Below are 17,442 nucleotides of genomic sequence, written 5' to 3' on the forward strand. Positions count from 1 at the left end.
TTAGGGGGAGGTGCCTATGCTCAACCAAGAGCTTGAACTTAGTCTTAATATTGCCTTTGCTAAAGCACGGGATAACAGACACGAGTTTATGACTGTGGAGCACCTATTGCTGGCGTTGTTAAGCAATTCATCAGCGCGTGAAGCATTGGAAGCCTGCAAGGTCAATCTGGCTCAATTGCGTAAGGAGCTGGAGAATTTTATTTCACAAACGACACCGTTGTTACCTGAAAGTGATGAGCGGGAGACTCAGCCGACGTTGAGTTTTCAACGTGTTCTTCAGCGCGCGGTATTTCATGTTCAATCTTCTGGACGTTCAGAAGTTTCTGGCGCTAATGTGCTGGTGGCTATCTTTAGCGAACAGGAGTCTCAAGCTGCCTATTTGTTGCGTAAACATGATGTTAGTCGTCTGGATGTGGTTAATTTCATTTCTCACGGAACGCAAAAAGAGGACACTGAATCGGATCATCAGGAGACAGGCTCGCAATCTGCTGAAGAGCACTCTACAGGTGAGGATCGATTGGAAAATTTCACAACTAATCTGAATCAACTCGCTCAAAGAGGGCAGATTGATCCATTGATTGGCCGTCAGGATGAGTTGGAAAGAACAATCCAGGTGTTGTGTCGTCGTCGGAAAAACAACCCATTGTTAGTCGGGGAGTCAGGGGTCGGTAAGACCGCCATTGCAGAAGGGTTGGCATGGAGGATTGTGCAAAAAGATGTACCGGAAGTGATGGCTGATTGTACGATTTATTCGCTGGATATTGGTTCATTGCTGGCGGGAACTAAATATCGTGGTGATTTTGAGAAGCGCTTCAAAGCATTGTTAAAAACCCTTGAGCAGGATAAGAAAAGTATTCTATTTATAGATGAAATTCATACCATTATCGGTGCAGGCGCCGCGTCAGGGGGGCAGGTCGATGCGGCTAATCTGATTAAGCCATTGTTATCTAGTGGACGTATCAGAGTGATTGGTTCTACGACCTATCATGAATTCAGTAATATTTTTGAAAAAGATCGGGCGTTAGCGCGTCGTTTTCAGAAGATTGATATTGTTGAGCCTTCACCCGAAGAGACGGTACAGATTATTAAAGGGTTGCGGCCAAAATATGAGGCGCACCATGATGTACGTTATACCACGAAAGCGATCCGCGCTGCGGTTGATTTATCAGTGAAATACATTACTGATCGCCACTTGCCGGATAAGGCGATCGATGTAATTGATGAGGCTGGGGCGCGTACCCGTCTGGTGCCGGTTAGTCGCCGTAAAAAAACGATTAATGTGTCGGATATTGAATTCGTCGTTGCCCGGATTGCCCGTATCCCTGAAAAAACTGTTTCTGCCAGTGATAAAGATGTCCTAAGAACACTGGATGAGCGGCTGAAAATGTTGGTATTTGGTCAGGATACCGCGATTGCGGCATTGACCGAGGCCATTAAGATGAGTCGTGCAGGGTTGGGGCAGGATAATAAACCGGTGGGTTCTTTCCTGCTTGCAGGTCCGACAGGCGTGGGGAAAACGGAAGTCACCGTACAGCTTGCTAAAGTGCTGAATATCAAATTATTGCGTTTTGATATGTCAGAATATATGGAGCGCCATACAGTAAGCCGTTTAATTGGGGCGCCACCGGGATATGTTGGTTTTGATCAAGGAGGATTGCTTACAGATGCTGTGATTAAACATCCTCATTCAGTATTACTGCTTGATGAGATTGAAAAAGCGCATCCAGATGTATTTAACCTGTTATTGCAAGTCATGGATAACGGTACTTTGACTGATAACAACGGCCGTAAAGCGGATTTTCGTAACGTCATTTTAGTCATGACAACAAATGCGGGAGTACGTGAAACACAGCGCAAGTCCATTGGATTTAAGCAGCAGGATAACAGTTCTGATGCGATGGAAGAGATTAAGAAAGTGTTTACACCGGAATTCCGTAACCGTCTTGATGGCATCATCTGGTTTAATACGCTTTCTATCGAGGTTATTCAACAGGTAGTTGATAAGTTCATTGTCGCCCTGCAAGCACAATTGGATGACAAAGGCGTTTCGCTGGAGGTCAGTGCGGATGCTCGTCAATGGTTATGTGACAAAGGCTATGATAAAGCAATGGGTGCTCGACCAATGGCGCGGGTTATTCAGGATAGCTTGAAAAAACCGTTGGCAAATGAACTTTTGTTCGGCTCATTAGTTCACGGTGGCTCAGTAAGTATTGGCCTGGATAAGGTAAAACGCGTACTGACCTACGATTTCAGCAGTGCTTATAAGCAGAAGCCGGAAGATGTAGTGCACTAATAAAGAGCGACACCACAGGTGAATACAACGTTGTTAGATACAAAGTTGCTACCTGTGGTGTAATACCTGATAAACGGTAATGAATCAGCGGCTACGGAAGACGATACGGCCTTTGCTCAGGTCATATGGGGTCAGCTCAACTGTAACCTTGTCGCCTGTCAGGATGCGGATGTAGTTTTTACGCATTTTACCTGAGATGTGAGCAGTGACTACGTGCCCGTTTTCTAACTCAACGCGGAACATAGTGTTTGGTAGTGTGTCTAGCACGGTACCTTGCATTTCAATATTGTCTTCTTTGGCCATCTAATCCTCTAAGTTTAATAACCATCGTTTTTAACGGGCAAGATAATGCCGAAAAACCCTCATTATGTAAAGGAATGTTGTATTTTAACCCGCTATTTTGCAAATGGTGCATGGTGATATTTACGTTATAATCAACATGAATCGGTCAAATGTTGATTATAACTCCAGTACTTGTTGTGACCAACAACCGAGTCTTAATGACCGATTTCTGAATTGATAAAGATGCTGAATAAATTCTTCCCTGGAGATCTCTTTTGCACCTAGTGACGCAGTATGATGGTTAAGCACTTGGCAATCCAGTAGTTCACCACCGTGTCGCAGAAAATGGTGATAGAAAGCAATGAGCGCACATTTGGATGCATTTTCCATTCTGCTAAACATAGACTCACCACAGAATAGTGTGCCAACGCTAACACCATACAAGCCACCAACAATCCGCTCATTGTGCCAGACTTCTATTGAGTGCGCTTGTCCTGTTTGATGCAATTTCTGATAACCTTGTTGAATATCCCGGCCTATCCATGTTCCTTCCTGCCGTTGAGCGCAGAAATAAACCACCTGTTCAAAGGCATGATTCACCGTAATACGGTATGGATGATTGCGCAAAAACCGGCGTAATGTTCGGCCGATATGCAATTCACCGGGAATGATTACCGCACGCGGATCGGGAGACCACCAAAGTGGCACTTCGCTGGGTAAAAACCAAGGAAAAATGCCTTGATGGTAAGCTGCATTTAATCGTTTAGCGGATAAATCGCCTCCTACCGCCAGTAGACCATTAGGCTCCGTTAATGCTTCTTTCGGATGAGGGAAATCATATGAATCATCATTCAGTTGAATTATTGGCATCGTGTGTTACTGCTCCGGTTCAAGACGAATCTGATGTTGCCGTTGATGAAATTGATAATAGCGACCTTGCTGAGTCAGCAATTCATCATGTTGCCCTTGTTCAATAATGGTGCCGCCATCCATGACGTAAATACGATCCATATGATCAAGTCCGTACAGACGGTGGGTGACAATAATTAATGACTTATGCTGACAATGCTGGCGCAGTAGAGACAGAATTTGCTGTTCAGTGTCCGCATCGAGCCCTTCAGTAGGTTCATCCAGCAACATCAGTGGCGCCGAGTGCAATAACGCTCTGGCAATTCCCAAGCGGCGCTGTTCACCACCTGACAACTGACGACCACCTTCGCCCATCCAGCAGTTTAGCCCCTCGTCGGTTTCCAGTAGATTGTTTAAACCTACCTGTTTCAGCACAGTTTCCAGTTCATTATCGGCTGCATTTGGTTTTGCCAGTAATAAATTCTGACGCAAAGTATGACTGAACACATGCACTCGTTGTGGAACAACCGATATCATACTGCGCAGAGTTGATTCGTCATAAGCAGTAATGGGATGTTGATTCAGACAGATTGTGCCTGAATCAACATCCCAGGCCCGGGTCAGTAATTGTAGTAAGGTAGATTTACCACAACCGGTTTTGCCTAACAGCGCGATATGTTCTCCCGCTTTCAAGCAGAGAGAAATGTTTTTCAGGACGGCTATTGGCTGATCAGGATAGGTGAAACTGATATTTTTGATATCAATGCTGGCTTGTGCCGAACTTTCCGGCCCTGATGCAGGAAATGTGATTTCCGGTTCTTGTTGCATCAATTGAGAAACATGGGTTGCAGAGGTAATGACTTGCCCTAGATGTTGGAATGCAACCGTGACAGGCCCCAGGCTTTCAAACGCGGCAAGAGAACAGAAGACAAACAGTGCGATTAATGCCCTTGGCTGGTTGTTGCCTCCCACGCCGTTAGCTGCCAGCCATAAGATCAATGTGACAGTCATACCGGTGGCGAAAATCATGATTGCCTGTGACAAACCGGTCAGATTGGCTTGCTGTTGTTGACGTCTTAACCAACGTGACTCAATATCATCCATTGACTTGCGGAAACGACCAACAGCGCCAAATACCATCAATTCAGCTTGCCCTTGTAGCGCCGCTGTGAGTTGGGTGCGGTATTGACCACGCAGAATAGTCAGATCGCGGCCGACGGATTTACCTGCGTTATAAAATACCAATGGCAGCAGGATCAACAGCGTCAGCATAATACCGCCAAGAGTATAGGCTAATGTAAGATCCAGAAAACCAAGACCGAAAGTGAGAACTATAATAACGATAAAAGCTGATAATATCGGTGAAATCACCCGTAAATAGAGATGATCCAATGTTTCAACATCAGCGACTAACCGGTTTAATAATTCACCCTGACGAAAACGAGCCATTCCTCCCGGTGAAAGTGGCAAAATTTTCTGAAAGGCAAAAACCCGTAAATGTGCCAATACCCGAAAAGTGGCGTCATGGCTAACCAACCGTTCAGCATAGCGCCCGGCAGTTCGAAGAATGGCAGAGCCACGGACACCTGCGGCCGGTAGCATATAGTTGAATGTATAACCGGCAAAGCCTGCTAGTGCTGCGCCTGCAAGGAACCAGCCAGAGAGGGTCAGTAAACTGATACTGGCGAGCAGCGTAACAATGGCCAGAACCATACCTAAACTGATAAGAAACCAATGACGGCGATAGAGCGCTAGAAAAGGAAGCAATACCCGCATAACTACAGCTCCTCACTTCGATGGGATAACAGACGGGTGAATACCCCCTGAGATTGACTTAGCGTCGGGTAATCTCCCTGTTCAATGATTAACCCCTTTTCCATGACCCAAATCTGATCATATTCCAGCGTTTCTTCCAATTGGTGGGTAACTAACAAGGTCGTCTGATGATGAGATGCCTGATTGAGTGTTTCCATAACCCGTTGTTCGCTATGCGCATCCAGGCTGGCGGCAGGCTCATCCAATAATAGTAACTGGCAGGGTTTCAATAGGGCACGGGCAACCGCGATACGTTGGGCCTGACCAACGGATAATCGTGCTGCATTATCACCGATGATAGTATTCAGCCCATCGGGTAAATCATGAATGAATTCGGTGACGTATGCTTGTTCCATAACCTGATGGATTTGTTGTTGATTGGCATTAGGTTGGTTCAGACGAATATTATCAAGCAAAGTCTGTTCGGGCAGATGTGGATTTTGTCCAACCCAACTCAGTTGGTTACGCCATCTTTGTAGATCCAACTCACGCAGCTCAGCGCCATTAATTTGTATTGAGCCACGATAGGGCAGGAACCCTAACAGTAAATTCAACAGGGAGCTTTTACCTGCTCCGCTTGGACCAACTAATGCCACCCGCTGATTTTTCTCTATAGTAAAATTCAACGGGCCAGCAAGCCGGTTGCCATCATGGGCCAGAATTTCCAGATTATTAGCAATGATGGTCAATGAATCTTGAGGGTTTAGCGTTTTATCACCACCGGTAGGTTCATGTTCGCCATCACTGCTCAATAAAGTCACTAATGCTTCTGCGGCACCGACCGCCTGTGCTTTGGCGTGATAATAAGTGCCCAGATCACGCAATGGCTGGAAAAATTCTGGAGCGAGGGTTAACACCAGAAAACCGGCAAACAGGGTCACGCCCATCCCGTAGCTGCCAAAATTAAGTTCCCCCAGATAGGAGAAACCGAAATAGACAGCGACAATAGCAATAGAAATGGCAGCAAAGAATTCCAGCACTGCGGAAGAAAGGAACGCTAATCTCAGCACTTCCATCGTCCTGCAACGGAAGTTTTCGGTGGATTCGCTGATTTGTTGTGCTTCTGCTTTACCGCGATAAAACAGGCGCAATGTTTCTAGACCGCGTAGCCGATCCAAGAAATTACCGCTTAACCGGCCTAGTGCGACAAAATTACGCCGATTAGCGTCTGCGGCGCCTAAACCAACCAGTGCCATAAACAGGGGAATCAGCGGAGCCGTCGCGAATAAAATTAGCCCGGCAGCCCAGTTAACAGGGAATAGGGTGATCAGGATAAGAATAGGGGTCATGACGGCAAGAGACATCTGCGGCAGATAGCGGGAGTAATAATCCTGCATATCTTCTATTTGCTCAAGAATGATAGTGGCCCAACTACCGGCCGGTTTGCCTTTAACCCACGCCGGGCCAAGTTGCTCAAGTTTATCCAATACCATAGCGCGGATTTTTTGACGCACGACTTTGCCACAGATAAAACCTATCCGTTCCCGAATAGCACTAATGATGGCCCGTAGAGCAAAGATGGCTGCTAACAACCAAAATTCATTCGAGATGTGCTCGCGCGGAAGGTTATCCATGATTAAAGCTTGCAGAATTGAGGCAAGTAACCAGGCTTGAGTGATAATCAGCAATCCACTGATTAAGCCGAGTAACATGGACAGGCGGAGCCAGCGTTGGGCCGGGGCACTTTGCTGTTTCAGCCAGCGAACCAATTCGTACTGTCTTGTTTTGTCCATAGAAAAAAATTCTAATCTAGCGGGTGAGGGTAATGGTGTACCAAAAGGCTGGACATATCCTATGTGTCAGCATCCTGCTGATATGTTACATGTTAAAAGGCGCTACCGAAATAGCGCCTTGAAAGAAAAAGAATTTATTTAGCGGCTAGCCCATCAAGGAAACGTTCTGCGTCAAGGGCTGCCATACAACCTGTACCGGCGGACGTAATTGCCTGACGGTAGGTATGGTCCATAACATCACCTGCGGCAAATACACCGGGAATTGAAGTCTGAGTGGCGTTACCCTGCAAACCGGATTGAACTTTGATGTAACCATTATCCAGATCTAACTGGCCTTCAAAGATAGCGGTATTGGGAGTATGACCGATAGCAATGAATGTGCCGGTAACTGCTAATTCTTCTGTAGCGTCACTTTTGGTATCGCGTAGGCGAACACCGGTAACGCCCATATCATCACCGAGTACTTCATCCAGAATACGATCGGTGTGCAGGATGATATTGCCATTTTTTACTTTATCCATTAGGCGACCGATTAGGATCTTCTCTGAACGGAAAGTATCACGGCGATGAATTAGGTGAACTTCTGCTGCAATATTTGCCAGATATAAGGCTTCTTCTACGGCGGTGTTACCGCCGCCGACAACGGCGACTTTCTGGTTACGGTAAAAGAAACCATCACAGGTTGCACAGGCTGAAATACCACGTCCTTTGAATGCCTCTTCAGAAGGTAAACCTAAATAACGGGCAGAAGCACCTGTTGCGATAATCAGTGCGTCACAGGTATATTCTTGTTCATCACCATAAAGGCGTAAAGGCCGGTTTTGCAGATCAACTTTTTGAATATGGTCAGAAATGATTTCGGTTTGGAATTTTTCAGCATGTTGGTGCATGCGTTCCATTAACCCTGGGCCGGTCAGACCGTCAGGATCGCCAGGCCAGTTTTCGACCTCGGTGGTGGTAGTCAACTGACCGCCTCTTTCAACCCCGGTAATAAGAACCGGATTTAAATTTGCTCGGGCAGCGTAAACCGCGGCAGTATAGCCTGCTGGACCGGAGCCAAGAATAATGAGTTTGTGGTGTTTGGCGGCGCTCATGAATACCTCATTTCCATTTATCACCTAATCGAATATCGAGAGATTGTAGGAGAAATAGGAGGGTAAAAAAAGCTAAAAGACTCATGTTACTAACGATTTTACCGATAGATATTAACTAATAATGACTTTAACCTGAGAAAAGTGTTCTTTTAGTGCTGTTTGTATTTCATTTGTTCGTTTTCAATTAATGGTAGACTATCGAAACGATTAACTGAAAATTTGTTCCACAGGTTGTTCTGATTTTTGCTCATTTACTTTGACAATCGGCTGTGCATTTGCGAAAACATCACTGTAAGAGATAATTATCCACCTCGCTAAATTCGTTTCTATAAAAATCGACATGCGGATAATCCTCTTTTGTGTAGCATTAAAAAAATGGCCTGTGAGTTGCTTTACGCTGATAGAGCGAGGCTTTAACTTTAAGACATCTTTTCCAACTCAAACTCAGAGAGATAGGGGAAAATGTTATGGGTGTAGGAAAATAAAGAGAGATCAACAAGATGATAGATAATAAAAAACGTCCGGGAAAAGATCTTGATCGCATAGATCGTAATATCCTAAATGAGCTACAAAAAGATGGGCGAATTTCTAACGTAGAACTGTCCAAACGGGTAGGTTTGTCTCCAACCCCGTGCCTGGAGCGTGTTCGTCGTCTGGAACGTCAAGGGTTTATTACTGGATACACGGCATTGCTGAATCCTCACTATTTGGATGCATCTTTGCTGGTATTTGTTGAAATTACTTTAAACCGTGGTGCTCCAGATGTTTTTGAACAATTCAATGCTGCGGTACAAAAATTGGAAGAGATTCAGGAATGTCACTTGGTTTCCGGTGATTTCGACTATCTGTTAAAAACCCGCGTACCAGACATGTCAGCTTACCGTAAGTTGCTGGGCGAAACTTTATTGCGTTTGCCAGGTGTTAATGACACCCGCACATATGTTGTAATGGAAGAAGTTAAGCAAAGCAACCGTCTGGTCATTAAGACGCGCTAAAATCTTACCAAAAATGTACAGGTGCAAAACTGGAAAAACTTAGGTACACTCCTGTTTATGCATACAGTTTCAACGCTGAGCTATCTCGGCGTTGTTCCGTTAAATCAATTGTTCCATTAAATCAACAGGAAACCTGGAGAGCCTTTCTTGAGCCAGGAATATACAGAAGATAAAAATATTAAGTTAAAGAGACTGAGTAGTGGGCGCAGGCTGTTAGAAGCTGTGTTGCTTGTTATTGTCATCCTGGCGGCTTATCTGATGGTCGCGCTTGTCAGTTTTAATCCTTCTGATCCCAGTTGGTCTCAGACTGCATGGCATGAGCCGGTGCATAATTTGGGTGGAGGAGTTGGCGCATGGCTGGCCGATACGCTGTTTTCTGCATTTGGTATTCTAGCTTATGCCATTCCCCCGGTGATGATATTAGGTTGCTGGACTGCTTTTAGGCAACATGATGACCGGGAGTATGTCGATTTCTTTGCGCTGGCTTTGCGCGTTATTGGCGCATTGGCAATTGTCTTAACTTCATGTGGATTAGCGGCACTGAATGTTGACGATCTCCATTACTTTGCTTCCGGCGGTATTATTGGCAGTCTGTTTAGCAGCGCAATGTTGCCTTGGTTTAATGAATTAGGCGCGACTTTAGTCTTGCTGTGTATTTGGGCGATTGGGTTTACGCTATTTACTGGCTGGTCATGGTTAACTATTGCTGAAAAAACAGGTGCAGTGATTCTGGGGGCAATAGGATTTATTACCAACCGCAGCCGTAATGAACAAGAATATACGCCATACGATGAAACAACTATTGCGCGGGAAGATCTCGCCTATGATAAAACAGAACCTGAATTCACAGCGGCTGATATTGATCATGATGATGTGCTATTTACAGCACCTTCAGCCGCAGAGTTAGCAAAAACTGAACTGGATGAACCAGAATCAGTGAAAACAGAAATCGAACAAGAGCAGCCAACGGATATTCCTACCATTAATATGGCTGATATTGATGTTGAACCTAAAATTCTGGTCAATACATCTGATGATGATATTGTACAGCCTCAGCCATTAGTGGGAGAGAGTGAAAAGAATAATAATGACGAACCTGTTCGTTATACATTTGAAATTCCTGTTGAGTACCATTTTGAACCTATATCTGAATCTAACCGTCAAGGGACGCCAACATTTGAATCCGTCGAAAGTAGCCAAAACAGCAGTGATACTTTCACTTTTATGCCTGAAACAGAGCCAAAAAATACAGAGCAAAAAAATGTTATGGCAGCAACCGCCGCAACGGTTATAACGGGTAACTCTCAGGTTAAACAAGGAATCGGGCCAGAACTGCCTCGTCCTAATCCTGTCCGTATTCCAACCCGCCGTGAACTGTATGGCATTAAAGTTCCTTCACAACGTCTTGCAGAGCAACAGCGTGAAGAGGAGGCCAAACAGCAAGTAGATGGATCGGATGGCGATATTGAGGCTGATAAACAGCAAGAAGCGTTGTTGCGTCAGCAGTTTCTTGAACAACAGCGCGAGCGTTATCGTATTACGACGGATACAGAAAAACAGGTCTCAATTCAGCCTCAAATAAGACAGAATTTATTTGAGCCGGAAAATCGGCCTTCGGTGGAAGAACAGGCTCAAACAGCGACAGAGATTGTTAAACAGACAGTTGAGCAGTCGCAACATAAGCGTTATCAAGAGCAAAGTCGCCAAGAGAAAAAAGAGTTCTCGGCTCTGGAGAGTTTATCGATTTTAAATAACTTCTCGCCGGTTGAAGATTTAGTTGAAAAGGAGCCAACAGAGCCGCTGTTTATGCCTTCTGTTCAATCCGCGCCGAAAAATCAATCAGAACGGCCCTTAGAAATTGCTTTTGCGTCAGCGCCTGTACACAATACTGCGCAGCAACCGCAGCAACCGCAGCAACCGCAGCAACCGCAGCAACCGCAGCAACCGCAGCAACCGCAGCAAAATAGCTTATTTCATCCGTTTTTGGTTCGTAACGATCAACCATTGCCAAAACCAACGACACCAATGCCTTCGCTCGAACTGTTAACCAGTCCTTTAGCAGAAGAAGAACCCGTTGATATGTTTGCCCTTGAGCAAACATCACGTTTGATTGAAGCGCGTCTGAGTGATTATCGAGTTAAAGCTGATGTCGTGGGTTTCTCACCCGGTCCGGTGATTACCCGGTTTGAACTGGATTTAGCTCCGGGTGTTAAAGCAGCACGTATTTCCAATTTATCAAGAGACTTAGCACGTTCTCTATCCGCGGTCGCTGTGCGTATTGTTGAAGTGATTCCGGGTAAACCTTATGTTGGTTTGGAATTGCCGAATAAAAAACGTCAGACGGTCTATTTGCGTGAGGTATTGGATTGTGAAAGATTCCGCGATAATCCATCACCGCTAACCATTGTGTTGGGTAAAGATATTGGCGGTCAGCCGGTTGTCGCTGATTTAGGTAAAATGCCGCACTTGCTGGTGGCGGGTACAACCGGTTCGGGTAAATCTGTTGGCGTCAACGCTATGATCCTCAGCATTCTCTATAAAGCGAAACCAGAGGATGTACGCTTTATTATGATTGACCCGAAAATGTTGGAGCTATCGGTTTATGAAGGCATTCCGCATCTGTTAACCGAAGTTGTTACTGATATGAAAGATGCCGCTAATGCACTGCGCTGGTGCGTTAGTGAGATGGAGCGTCGTTATAAACTGATGTCCGCATTAGGGGTGCGTAATCTGGCGGGTTATAACGAAAAGGTTAAACAGGCAGAGGAGATGGGACGCCCAATCCCTCACCCATTCTGGAAGCCCGGTGACAGCATGGATATTACTCACCCGGTGCTGAAAAAAGAGCCATACATCGTTGTCATGGTCGATGAATTTGCTGACTTAATGATGACCGTCGGTAAAAAAGTTGAAGAGCTGATTGCCCGATTAGCACAGAAAGCGCGTGCTGCCGGTATCCATCTGGTTCTGGCGACTCAACGTCCATCGGTCGATATTATTACCGGTCTGATTAAAGCGAATATTCCGACGCGTATTGCCTTTACGGTTTCCAGCAAAATTGATTCCCGCACCATCCTTGATCAAGGCGGCGCTGAATCCCTGTTGGGCATGGGGGATATGCTTTATTTGGCGCCAAACTCCTCGATTCCGGTGCGTGTTCACGGTGCATTTGTTCGGGATCAGGAAGTTCATGAAGTGGTGAATGATTGGAAAGCTCGTGGTCGTCCAGAGTATGTTGACAGCATTCTCAGTGGTGGTGATGATGCAGAAGGCGGCTTAGGCTTTGACAGTGATGAAGAGCTAGATGCTCTGTTTGATCAGGCAGTTCAATTTGTGACGGAAAAACGGCGAGTTTCGATTTCTGGTGTCCAGCGTCAATTCCGCATTGGTTATAACCGAGCGGCGCGTATTGTGGAACAGATGGAGGCGCAACACATTGTCAGTGCTCCAGGTCATAATGGTAATCGTGAAGTATTGGCCCCACCGCCACATGAGAGCTGATAGTGAATATTGAAGACCCTGATAGTAAATCACTTGAAGTAATAACGTTGAGAAAAAAGAAGTAATAACGCTGAGAAAGGTATCTCTTACATGAAAAAGCTGATATTGATTGGTTGTTTAATGGCTGGCATGAGTATCAATGCGGCATGGGCAAATGCTAGCCAGAATTTGCAGGAGCGTTTGGGTAAAGTAAATAGTTTTCATGCCAGCTTTACTCAGACAGTCACCAGTGATGATGGGGCAACAATTCAGGAAGGTGAAGGACAATTGTGGGTTAAGCGTCCAAACCTATTTAACTGGCATATGACATCACCTGATGAAAGCGTCTTGGTATCGGATGGTAAAACATTGTGGTTTTATAATCCGTTTGTTGAACAGGTAACGGCTAATTGGTTGAAAGATGCCACAGGTAACACGCCGTTTATGTTAATTACTCGTAACGATGTTAAAGATTGGTCTCAATATAAAATTAGCCAGCAAGGAAATGATTTTGAACTGACGCCGAATAATGTCGCTGGCAATCTGAAACGCTTCTCGATCACCGTCACGACGGATGGCGCTATCCAAAAATTTTCTGCCATAGAACAGGATGGACAAAAGAGTGCTTATCAATTAAAAGGGCAGCAAAATACCCATGTGGATGCGGCAAAGTTCAGTTTTACGTTACCGAAAGGCGTTACGCTGGATGATCAGCGCCAGTGAGGTTTAAGTGAATAACCTGTCACTCGATTTTTCACAAAATGAATTCCAGCCATTGGCCGCGCGTATGCGGCCAATGGCATTAGAGCAATATATCGGCCAGCAGCATTTACTGGCAGAAGGAAAACCACTTCCAAGGGCTATCCGGGCTGGACAACTTCACTCCATGATTTTATGGGGGCCGCCGGGGACAGGCAAAACAACATTAGCTGAAATTATTGGGCATTATGCTCAGGCTGATGTTGAACGGATATCTGCGGTCACTTCTGGCATCAAAGAGATACGTGAATCGATTGAAAAGGCGCGTCAGAACCGGAATGCAGGGCGTAGAACTATCCTGTTTGTTGATGAAGTACATCGTTTTAACAAAAGCCAACAGGATGCTTTTCTGCCACACATTGAAGATGGCACGATCACCTTTATCGGTGCGACAACAGAAAACCCCTCTTTTGAACTGAATTCCGCATTACTTTCACGGGCACGGGTCTATTTGCTGAAATCATTGACAACAGAAGAGATTGAGCAAGTACTTGATCAGACAATGAATGATAAAGAGCGCGGTTATCATGGACAGAATATCATTTTGCCTGAAAATACCCGTCACATGATTGCGGAGCTGGTTTCCGGCGATGCCCGTCGTTCATTGAATTTGCTGGAAATGATGGCGGATATGGCAGAAACCAATGCTCAGGGAGAGAGGGTTTTGACACCGGCGCTATTGAAAGAGGTCAGTGGAGAGCGAAGTGCTCGTTTTGATAATAAAGGTGATCGTTATTACGATTTGATTTCAGCACTGCATAAATCCGTTCGTGGTTCTGCACCTGACGCTGCGCTTTACTGGTATGCCCGGATCATTACCGCTGGTGGTGATCCGTTATATGTTGCCCGCCGTTTATTGGCTATTGCTTCCGAAGATGTTGGTAATGCCGATCCTCGGGGAATGCAGGTAGCCATTGCTGCGTGGGATTGTTTTACGCGCGTTGGGCCGGCAGAAGGTGAAAGAGCGATTGCCCAAGCTATTGTTTATCTTGCTTGCGCACCGAAAAGTAACGCGGTTTATACTGCGTTTAAGGCAGCGATGGCTGATGCGAAGGAAAAACCTGATTATGATGTTCCCGTCCATTTGCGCAATGCGCCGACAACATTGATGAAAGGGATGGGGCTTGGCGAAGAATATCGTTATGCTCATGACGAACCTAATGCTTACGCGGCGGGTGAAGTTTATTTTCCACCTGAGATGCGGGAAACCCGCTATTATCATCCGGCTAACCGAGGATTAGAAAGTAAAATAGGCGATAAACTCGCCTGGCTTGCTGAACAGGATCAAAATAGCCCGATAAAACGCTATCGCTAACGTTATTGTTGCGGTAAGGTTGACGGGTAAAAATACCTTATGGCCCATCAACTTGTGTGGGCTTATTCATATCATCTAACTTAATAACGACAAGCACAGGACTAGCATGCTCGATCCAAACATACTGCGTAATGAGCTAGGCGCAGTCGCCGAAAAACTGGCTCGCAGGGGCTATACCCTTGACGTGGATACGCTGCGCAAACAAGAAGAGCGCCGTAAAGTTTTACAAGTTGAAACTGAAACCCTGCAAGCAGAACGTAATTCTCGATCGAAAGCTATTGGTGCGGCAAAAGCCCGTGGTGAAGATATTGATCCGCTACGTCAGGAAGTGAACCAGTTAGGTGAAAAGTTGGATACAGCGAAAGCCGAACTGGAAAAACTTCAAGCTGAAATCCGTGATTTGGCTTTAAGTATCCCTAACGTTCCAGATGACTCTGTACCGGTAGGTAAAGATGAGAGCGATAATTTGGAAGTGAGCCGTTGGGGTGAGCCACGTAAATATGATTTTGAGATTCAAGATCATGTTTCATTAGGTGAGTTGACCAATGGTCTGGACTTTGCCGCTGCGGTTAAACTAACGGGTTCGCGTTTTGTGGTGATGAAAGGGCAAATTGCTCGTCTGCATCGGGCCTTAGCGCAATTTATGCTAAACCTTCACACAGAACAGCATGGCTATTTGGAAACTTATGTTCCCTATCTGGTTAACCATGAAACTTTATATGGTACGGGCCAATTGCCGAAATTTGGTGAAGACCTTTTCCATACCAAGCCGTTGGAAGAAGAGGCGGAAAGTCATTATGCGTTGATTCCGACCGCTGAAGTTCCGATAACCAACTTGGTTCGTGGTGACATTCTGGATGAAAGTGAACTACCACTGAAAATGACTGCTCATACTCCTTGTTTTCGTTCAGAAGCGGGGTCTTATGGTCGTGACACCCGTGGCCTGATCCGGATGCACCAGTTTGATAAAGTTGAACTGGTTCAGATTGTTCATCCTGATGAATCAATGAATGCACTGGAATCGTTGACAGGTCACGCAGAGAAAGTACTGCAATTACTGAATCTGCCCTATCGTAAAGTCTTATTGTGTACCGGTGATATGGGTTTTAGCGCATGTAAAACTTATGATTTGGAAGTGTGGTTACCGGCTCAGAACACATATCGCGAAATCTCCTCCTGCTCTAACATGTGGGATTTCCAGGCGCGTCGTATGCAAGCACGTTTCCGCGGTAAAGAGGATAAGAAAACTCAATTACTTCATACTCTGAATGGCTCTGGTTTGGCAGTTGGCCGTACTCTGGTTGCCATTATGGAAAACTATCAGCAAGCCGATGGCCGCATTGAAATACCCGAAGTATTGCGTCCATATATGGGTGGTTTGGAGTATATTGGTTAATTATTGTATTAATGAAAAGCGCCAAATTTGGCGCTTTTTGCTGTCTATTTGATTAATTACAAATTTACTGAAAATATAATTACCGAATTCAGTAAATAATAGATGTATCTTTACCTTTTAATTAACTAAAGTCGATGATTTCTCTTTACCGATAAAAATGCTACGGTAAGAGGAGTAATAGCTGGCGAAATATATGGGTATAGAGACTAAAAGGCCCAAGCCTAAAGTCACGATAGAAAGCACCATCATTAACCCAAAGATACTAAAGAATAATAAACCGGGCAATAAATTCTTCTTCACTGCCTCCAGGCTCATTGATACGGCAGCGCCAAATTTCAAATCATGAAGAACGATTAACGCTGGTGCAAACCAGGTTAAAGCAGCAGCAATAATGCTGAAGATGAACAGAATAAAGAAACTAAGAAATAATGGGGACAAATCACCCAGGAATATGTCAACAGGAATTTCACCATATTGACTAGCTAAGAAGATATTAATCACTGCACTACCGCCGGCAATAAACATTGCTATGATACCAAGGATCATAATACCAAACGATAAAGCACCAACGCCAAGTAGTGACGCAAAGTTTTTCTGAAATCCGCTGAATAACAGCCCGAATTCAAATTCTTCGGTAGTTCTCTGTTTTTCACACAGAGCAATAATGCCTCCGGCCAGTACTGAACCTAAAATCCCTGCAAATATCCCAAGGAAAGGAATAAGCTGTAAACCAGATATGATAATGAAATAAATGATACTAAGTAGTATCCACATACCCAATTTACGTTTGACGAGACTCCATGCTTGACTAATCCATTCCATACCTTCTGTGCTACTGAGGGATTGACCACCAGGGATAAATACCTCCTGATTGTTGGATATAGAGTTGGAATTAAAATTTAGATTTTTATTATCCATGTATTTTCCAATTTCATTATTAACTTGTAATTTATTAAATCGCTTTTTCTGTCTGAGTTTTCAAAGTTACAGTCAGCCGTAAAAAGCTGGCAAGTATAATATATTAAATTTATTAATCAACAAGTACTAAATAGGAGTAATTACCTAATGGGTGTGGTGAATTTACAAGCAATGTGTTGTTGTGTGTTTTAACTTGTTCAAGTGGTTTTATACTTACCTAAATAACTAAGCTATCTATGTAATATATTGCGGTTTCTATCATGGAAATTAATTCTTGGATTCACATAATAAGTGCAACATCGTTAATCCGGAAGTAAACATGTTCGTATTCCTTTAAATAATTCATTCGGTGTTTTCCCTCCCCGTGTTTTTCGGGGGCGATTATTTAATCGGTTTACTACAAAATTTATTTCCTGATCAGAGACTTTATTAAAATCAGTTCCCTTTGGAAAGTATTGTCTGATGAGTCCATTGATATTCTCATTTATCCCTCTTTCCCAAGGCGAGTAAGGG

13 protein-coding genes are annotated in these 17,442 nt (G+C 44.7%); 6 read left to right on the plus strand and 7 right to left on the minus strand.

Features of this window, described 5'->3' with window-relative positions; translation table 11 throughout:
* The first annotated feature begins 16 nt into the window (after positions 1-16).
* Positions 17-2,293, plus strand: coding sequence for an ATP-dependent Clp protease ATP-binding subunit ClpA (gene clpA / locus C6H66_RS10690; protein ID WP_105395585.1), 2,277 nt, complete (start codon positions 17-19; stop codon positions 2,291-2,293).
* An 84-nt stretch (positions 2,294-2,377) separates the two neighbouring features.
* Here the strand turns inward: clpA and infA are convergent, their stop codons facing one another.
* From infA to trxB, 5 genes are all read right to left on the minus strand, one after another.
* Complete coding sequence (infA, locus tag C6H66_RS10695) at positions 2,378-2,596, minus strand: translation initiation factor IF-1 (protein ID WP_002211347.1); 219 nt, start codon at positions 2,594-2,596, stop codon at positions 2,378-2,380.
* 156 nt (positions 2,597-2,752) lie between these two features.
* Positions 2,753-3,445 (minus strand): leucyl/phenylalanyl-tRNA--protein transferase, encoded by a 693-nt coding sequence (gene aat / locus C6H66_RS10700; RefSeq protein ID WP_105395586.1) that lies wholly within the window; start codon positions 3,443-3,445, stop codon positions 2,753-2,755.
* A gap of 6 nt (positions 3,446-3,451) precedes the next feature.
* Positions 3,452-5,200 carry a heme ABC transporter ATP-binding protein/permease CydC gene (gene cydC / locus C6H66_RS10705; protein WP_105395587.1) on the minus strand — a complete coding sequence of 583 codons (1,749 nt, stop codon included), beginning with the start codon at positions 5,198-5,200 and terminating at the stop codon, positions 3,452-3,454.
* Positions 5,201-5,202: 2 nt separating this feature from the next.
* Positions 5,203-6,972 (minus strand): heme ABC transporter permease/ATP-binding protein CydD, encoded by a 1,770-nt coding sequence (gene cydD, locus C6H66_RS10710; protein ID WP_046395482.1) that lies wholly within the window; start codon positions 6,970-6,972, stop codon positions 5,203-5,205.
* A 134-nt stretch (positions 6,973-7,106) separates the two neighbouring features.
* Positions 7,107-8,066 (minus strand): thioredoxin-disulfide reductase, encoded by a 960-nt coding sequence (gene trxB, locus C6H66_RS10715; protein ID WP_065390883.1) that lies wholly within the window; start codon positions 8,064-8,066, stop codon positions 7,107-7,109.
* 500 nt (positions 8,067-8,566) lie between these two features.
* Between trxB and lrp the strand changes: the two genes are divergently transcribed.
* The 5 genes from lrp to serS all read left to right on the plus strand — a co-directional run bounded on the left by lrp (position 8,567) and on the right by serS (position 16,011).
* Positions 8,567-9,061 (plus strand): leucine-responsive transcriptional regulator Lrp, encoded by a 495-nt coding sequence (gene lrp / locus C6H66_RS10720; protein WP_011145896.1) that lies wholly within the window; start codon positions 8,567-8,569, stop codon positions 9,059-9,061.
* A 147-nt stretch (positions 9,062-9,208) separates the two neighbouring features.
* On the plus strand, positions 9,209-12,562 hold the full coding sequence (locus C6H66_RS10725; protein WP_105395588.1) for a DNA translocase FtsK 4TM domain-containing protein: 3,354 nt from the start codon (positions 9,209-9,211) through the stop codon (positions 12,560-12,562).
* A gap of 90 nt (positions 12,563-12,652) precedes the next feature.
* A complete protein-coding gene (gene lolA / locus C6H66_RS10730) occupies positions 12,653-13,264 on the plus strand; it encodes an outer membrane lipoprotein periplasmic chaperone LolA (RefSeq protein ID WP_105395589.1) in 612 nt (203 codons plus the stop codon).
* A 7-nt stretch (positions 13,265-13,271) separates the two neighbouring features.
* Positions 13,272-14,615, plus strand: coding sequence for a replication-associated recombination protein A (locus tag C6H66_RS10735; protein ID WP_105395590.1), 1,344 nt, complete (start codon positions 13,272-13,274; stop codon positions 14,613-14,615).
* Between the two features lie 106 nt (positions 14,616-14,721).
* Positions 14,722-16,011: a serine--tRNA ligase gene (gene serS, locus C6H66_RS10740; protein ID WP_105395591.1), complete on the plus strand. Its 1,290-nt coding sequence runs from the start codon at positions 14,722-14,724 to the stop codon at positions 16,009-16,011.
* Between the two features lie 117 nt (positions 16,012-16,128).
* Here serS and C6H66_RS10745 read toward each other — a convergent pair whose 3' ends face one another.
* Complete coding sequence (locus C6H66_RS10745) at positions 16,129-16,929, minus strand: BPSS1780 family membrane protein (RefSeq protein WP_105395592.1); 801 nt, start codon at positions 16,927-16,929, stop codon at positions 16,129-16,131.
* A 302-nt stretch (positions 16,930-17,231) separates the two neighbouring features.
* Positions 17,232-17,442, minus strand: a 211-nt coding sequence (locus C6H66_RS10750; RefSeq protein WP_146111042.1) for an IS30 family transposase, incomplete at its 5' end; no start/stop codon positions are given.

This window comes from Photorhabdus hindustanensis, from assembly GCF_002968995.1.
GTDB lineage: Bacteria > Pseudomonadota > Gammaproteobacteria > Enterobacterales > Enterobacteriaceae > Photorhabdus > Photorhabdus akhurstii.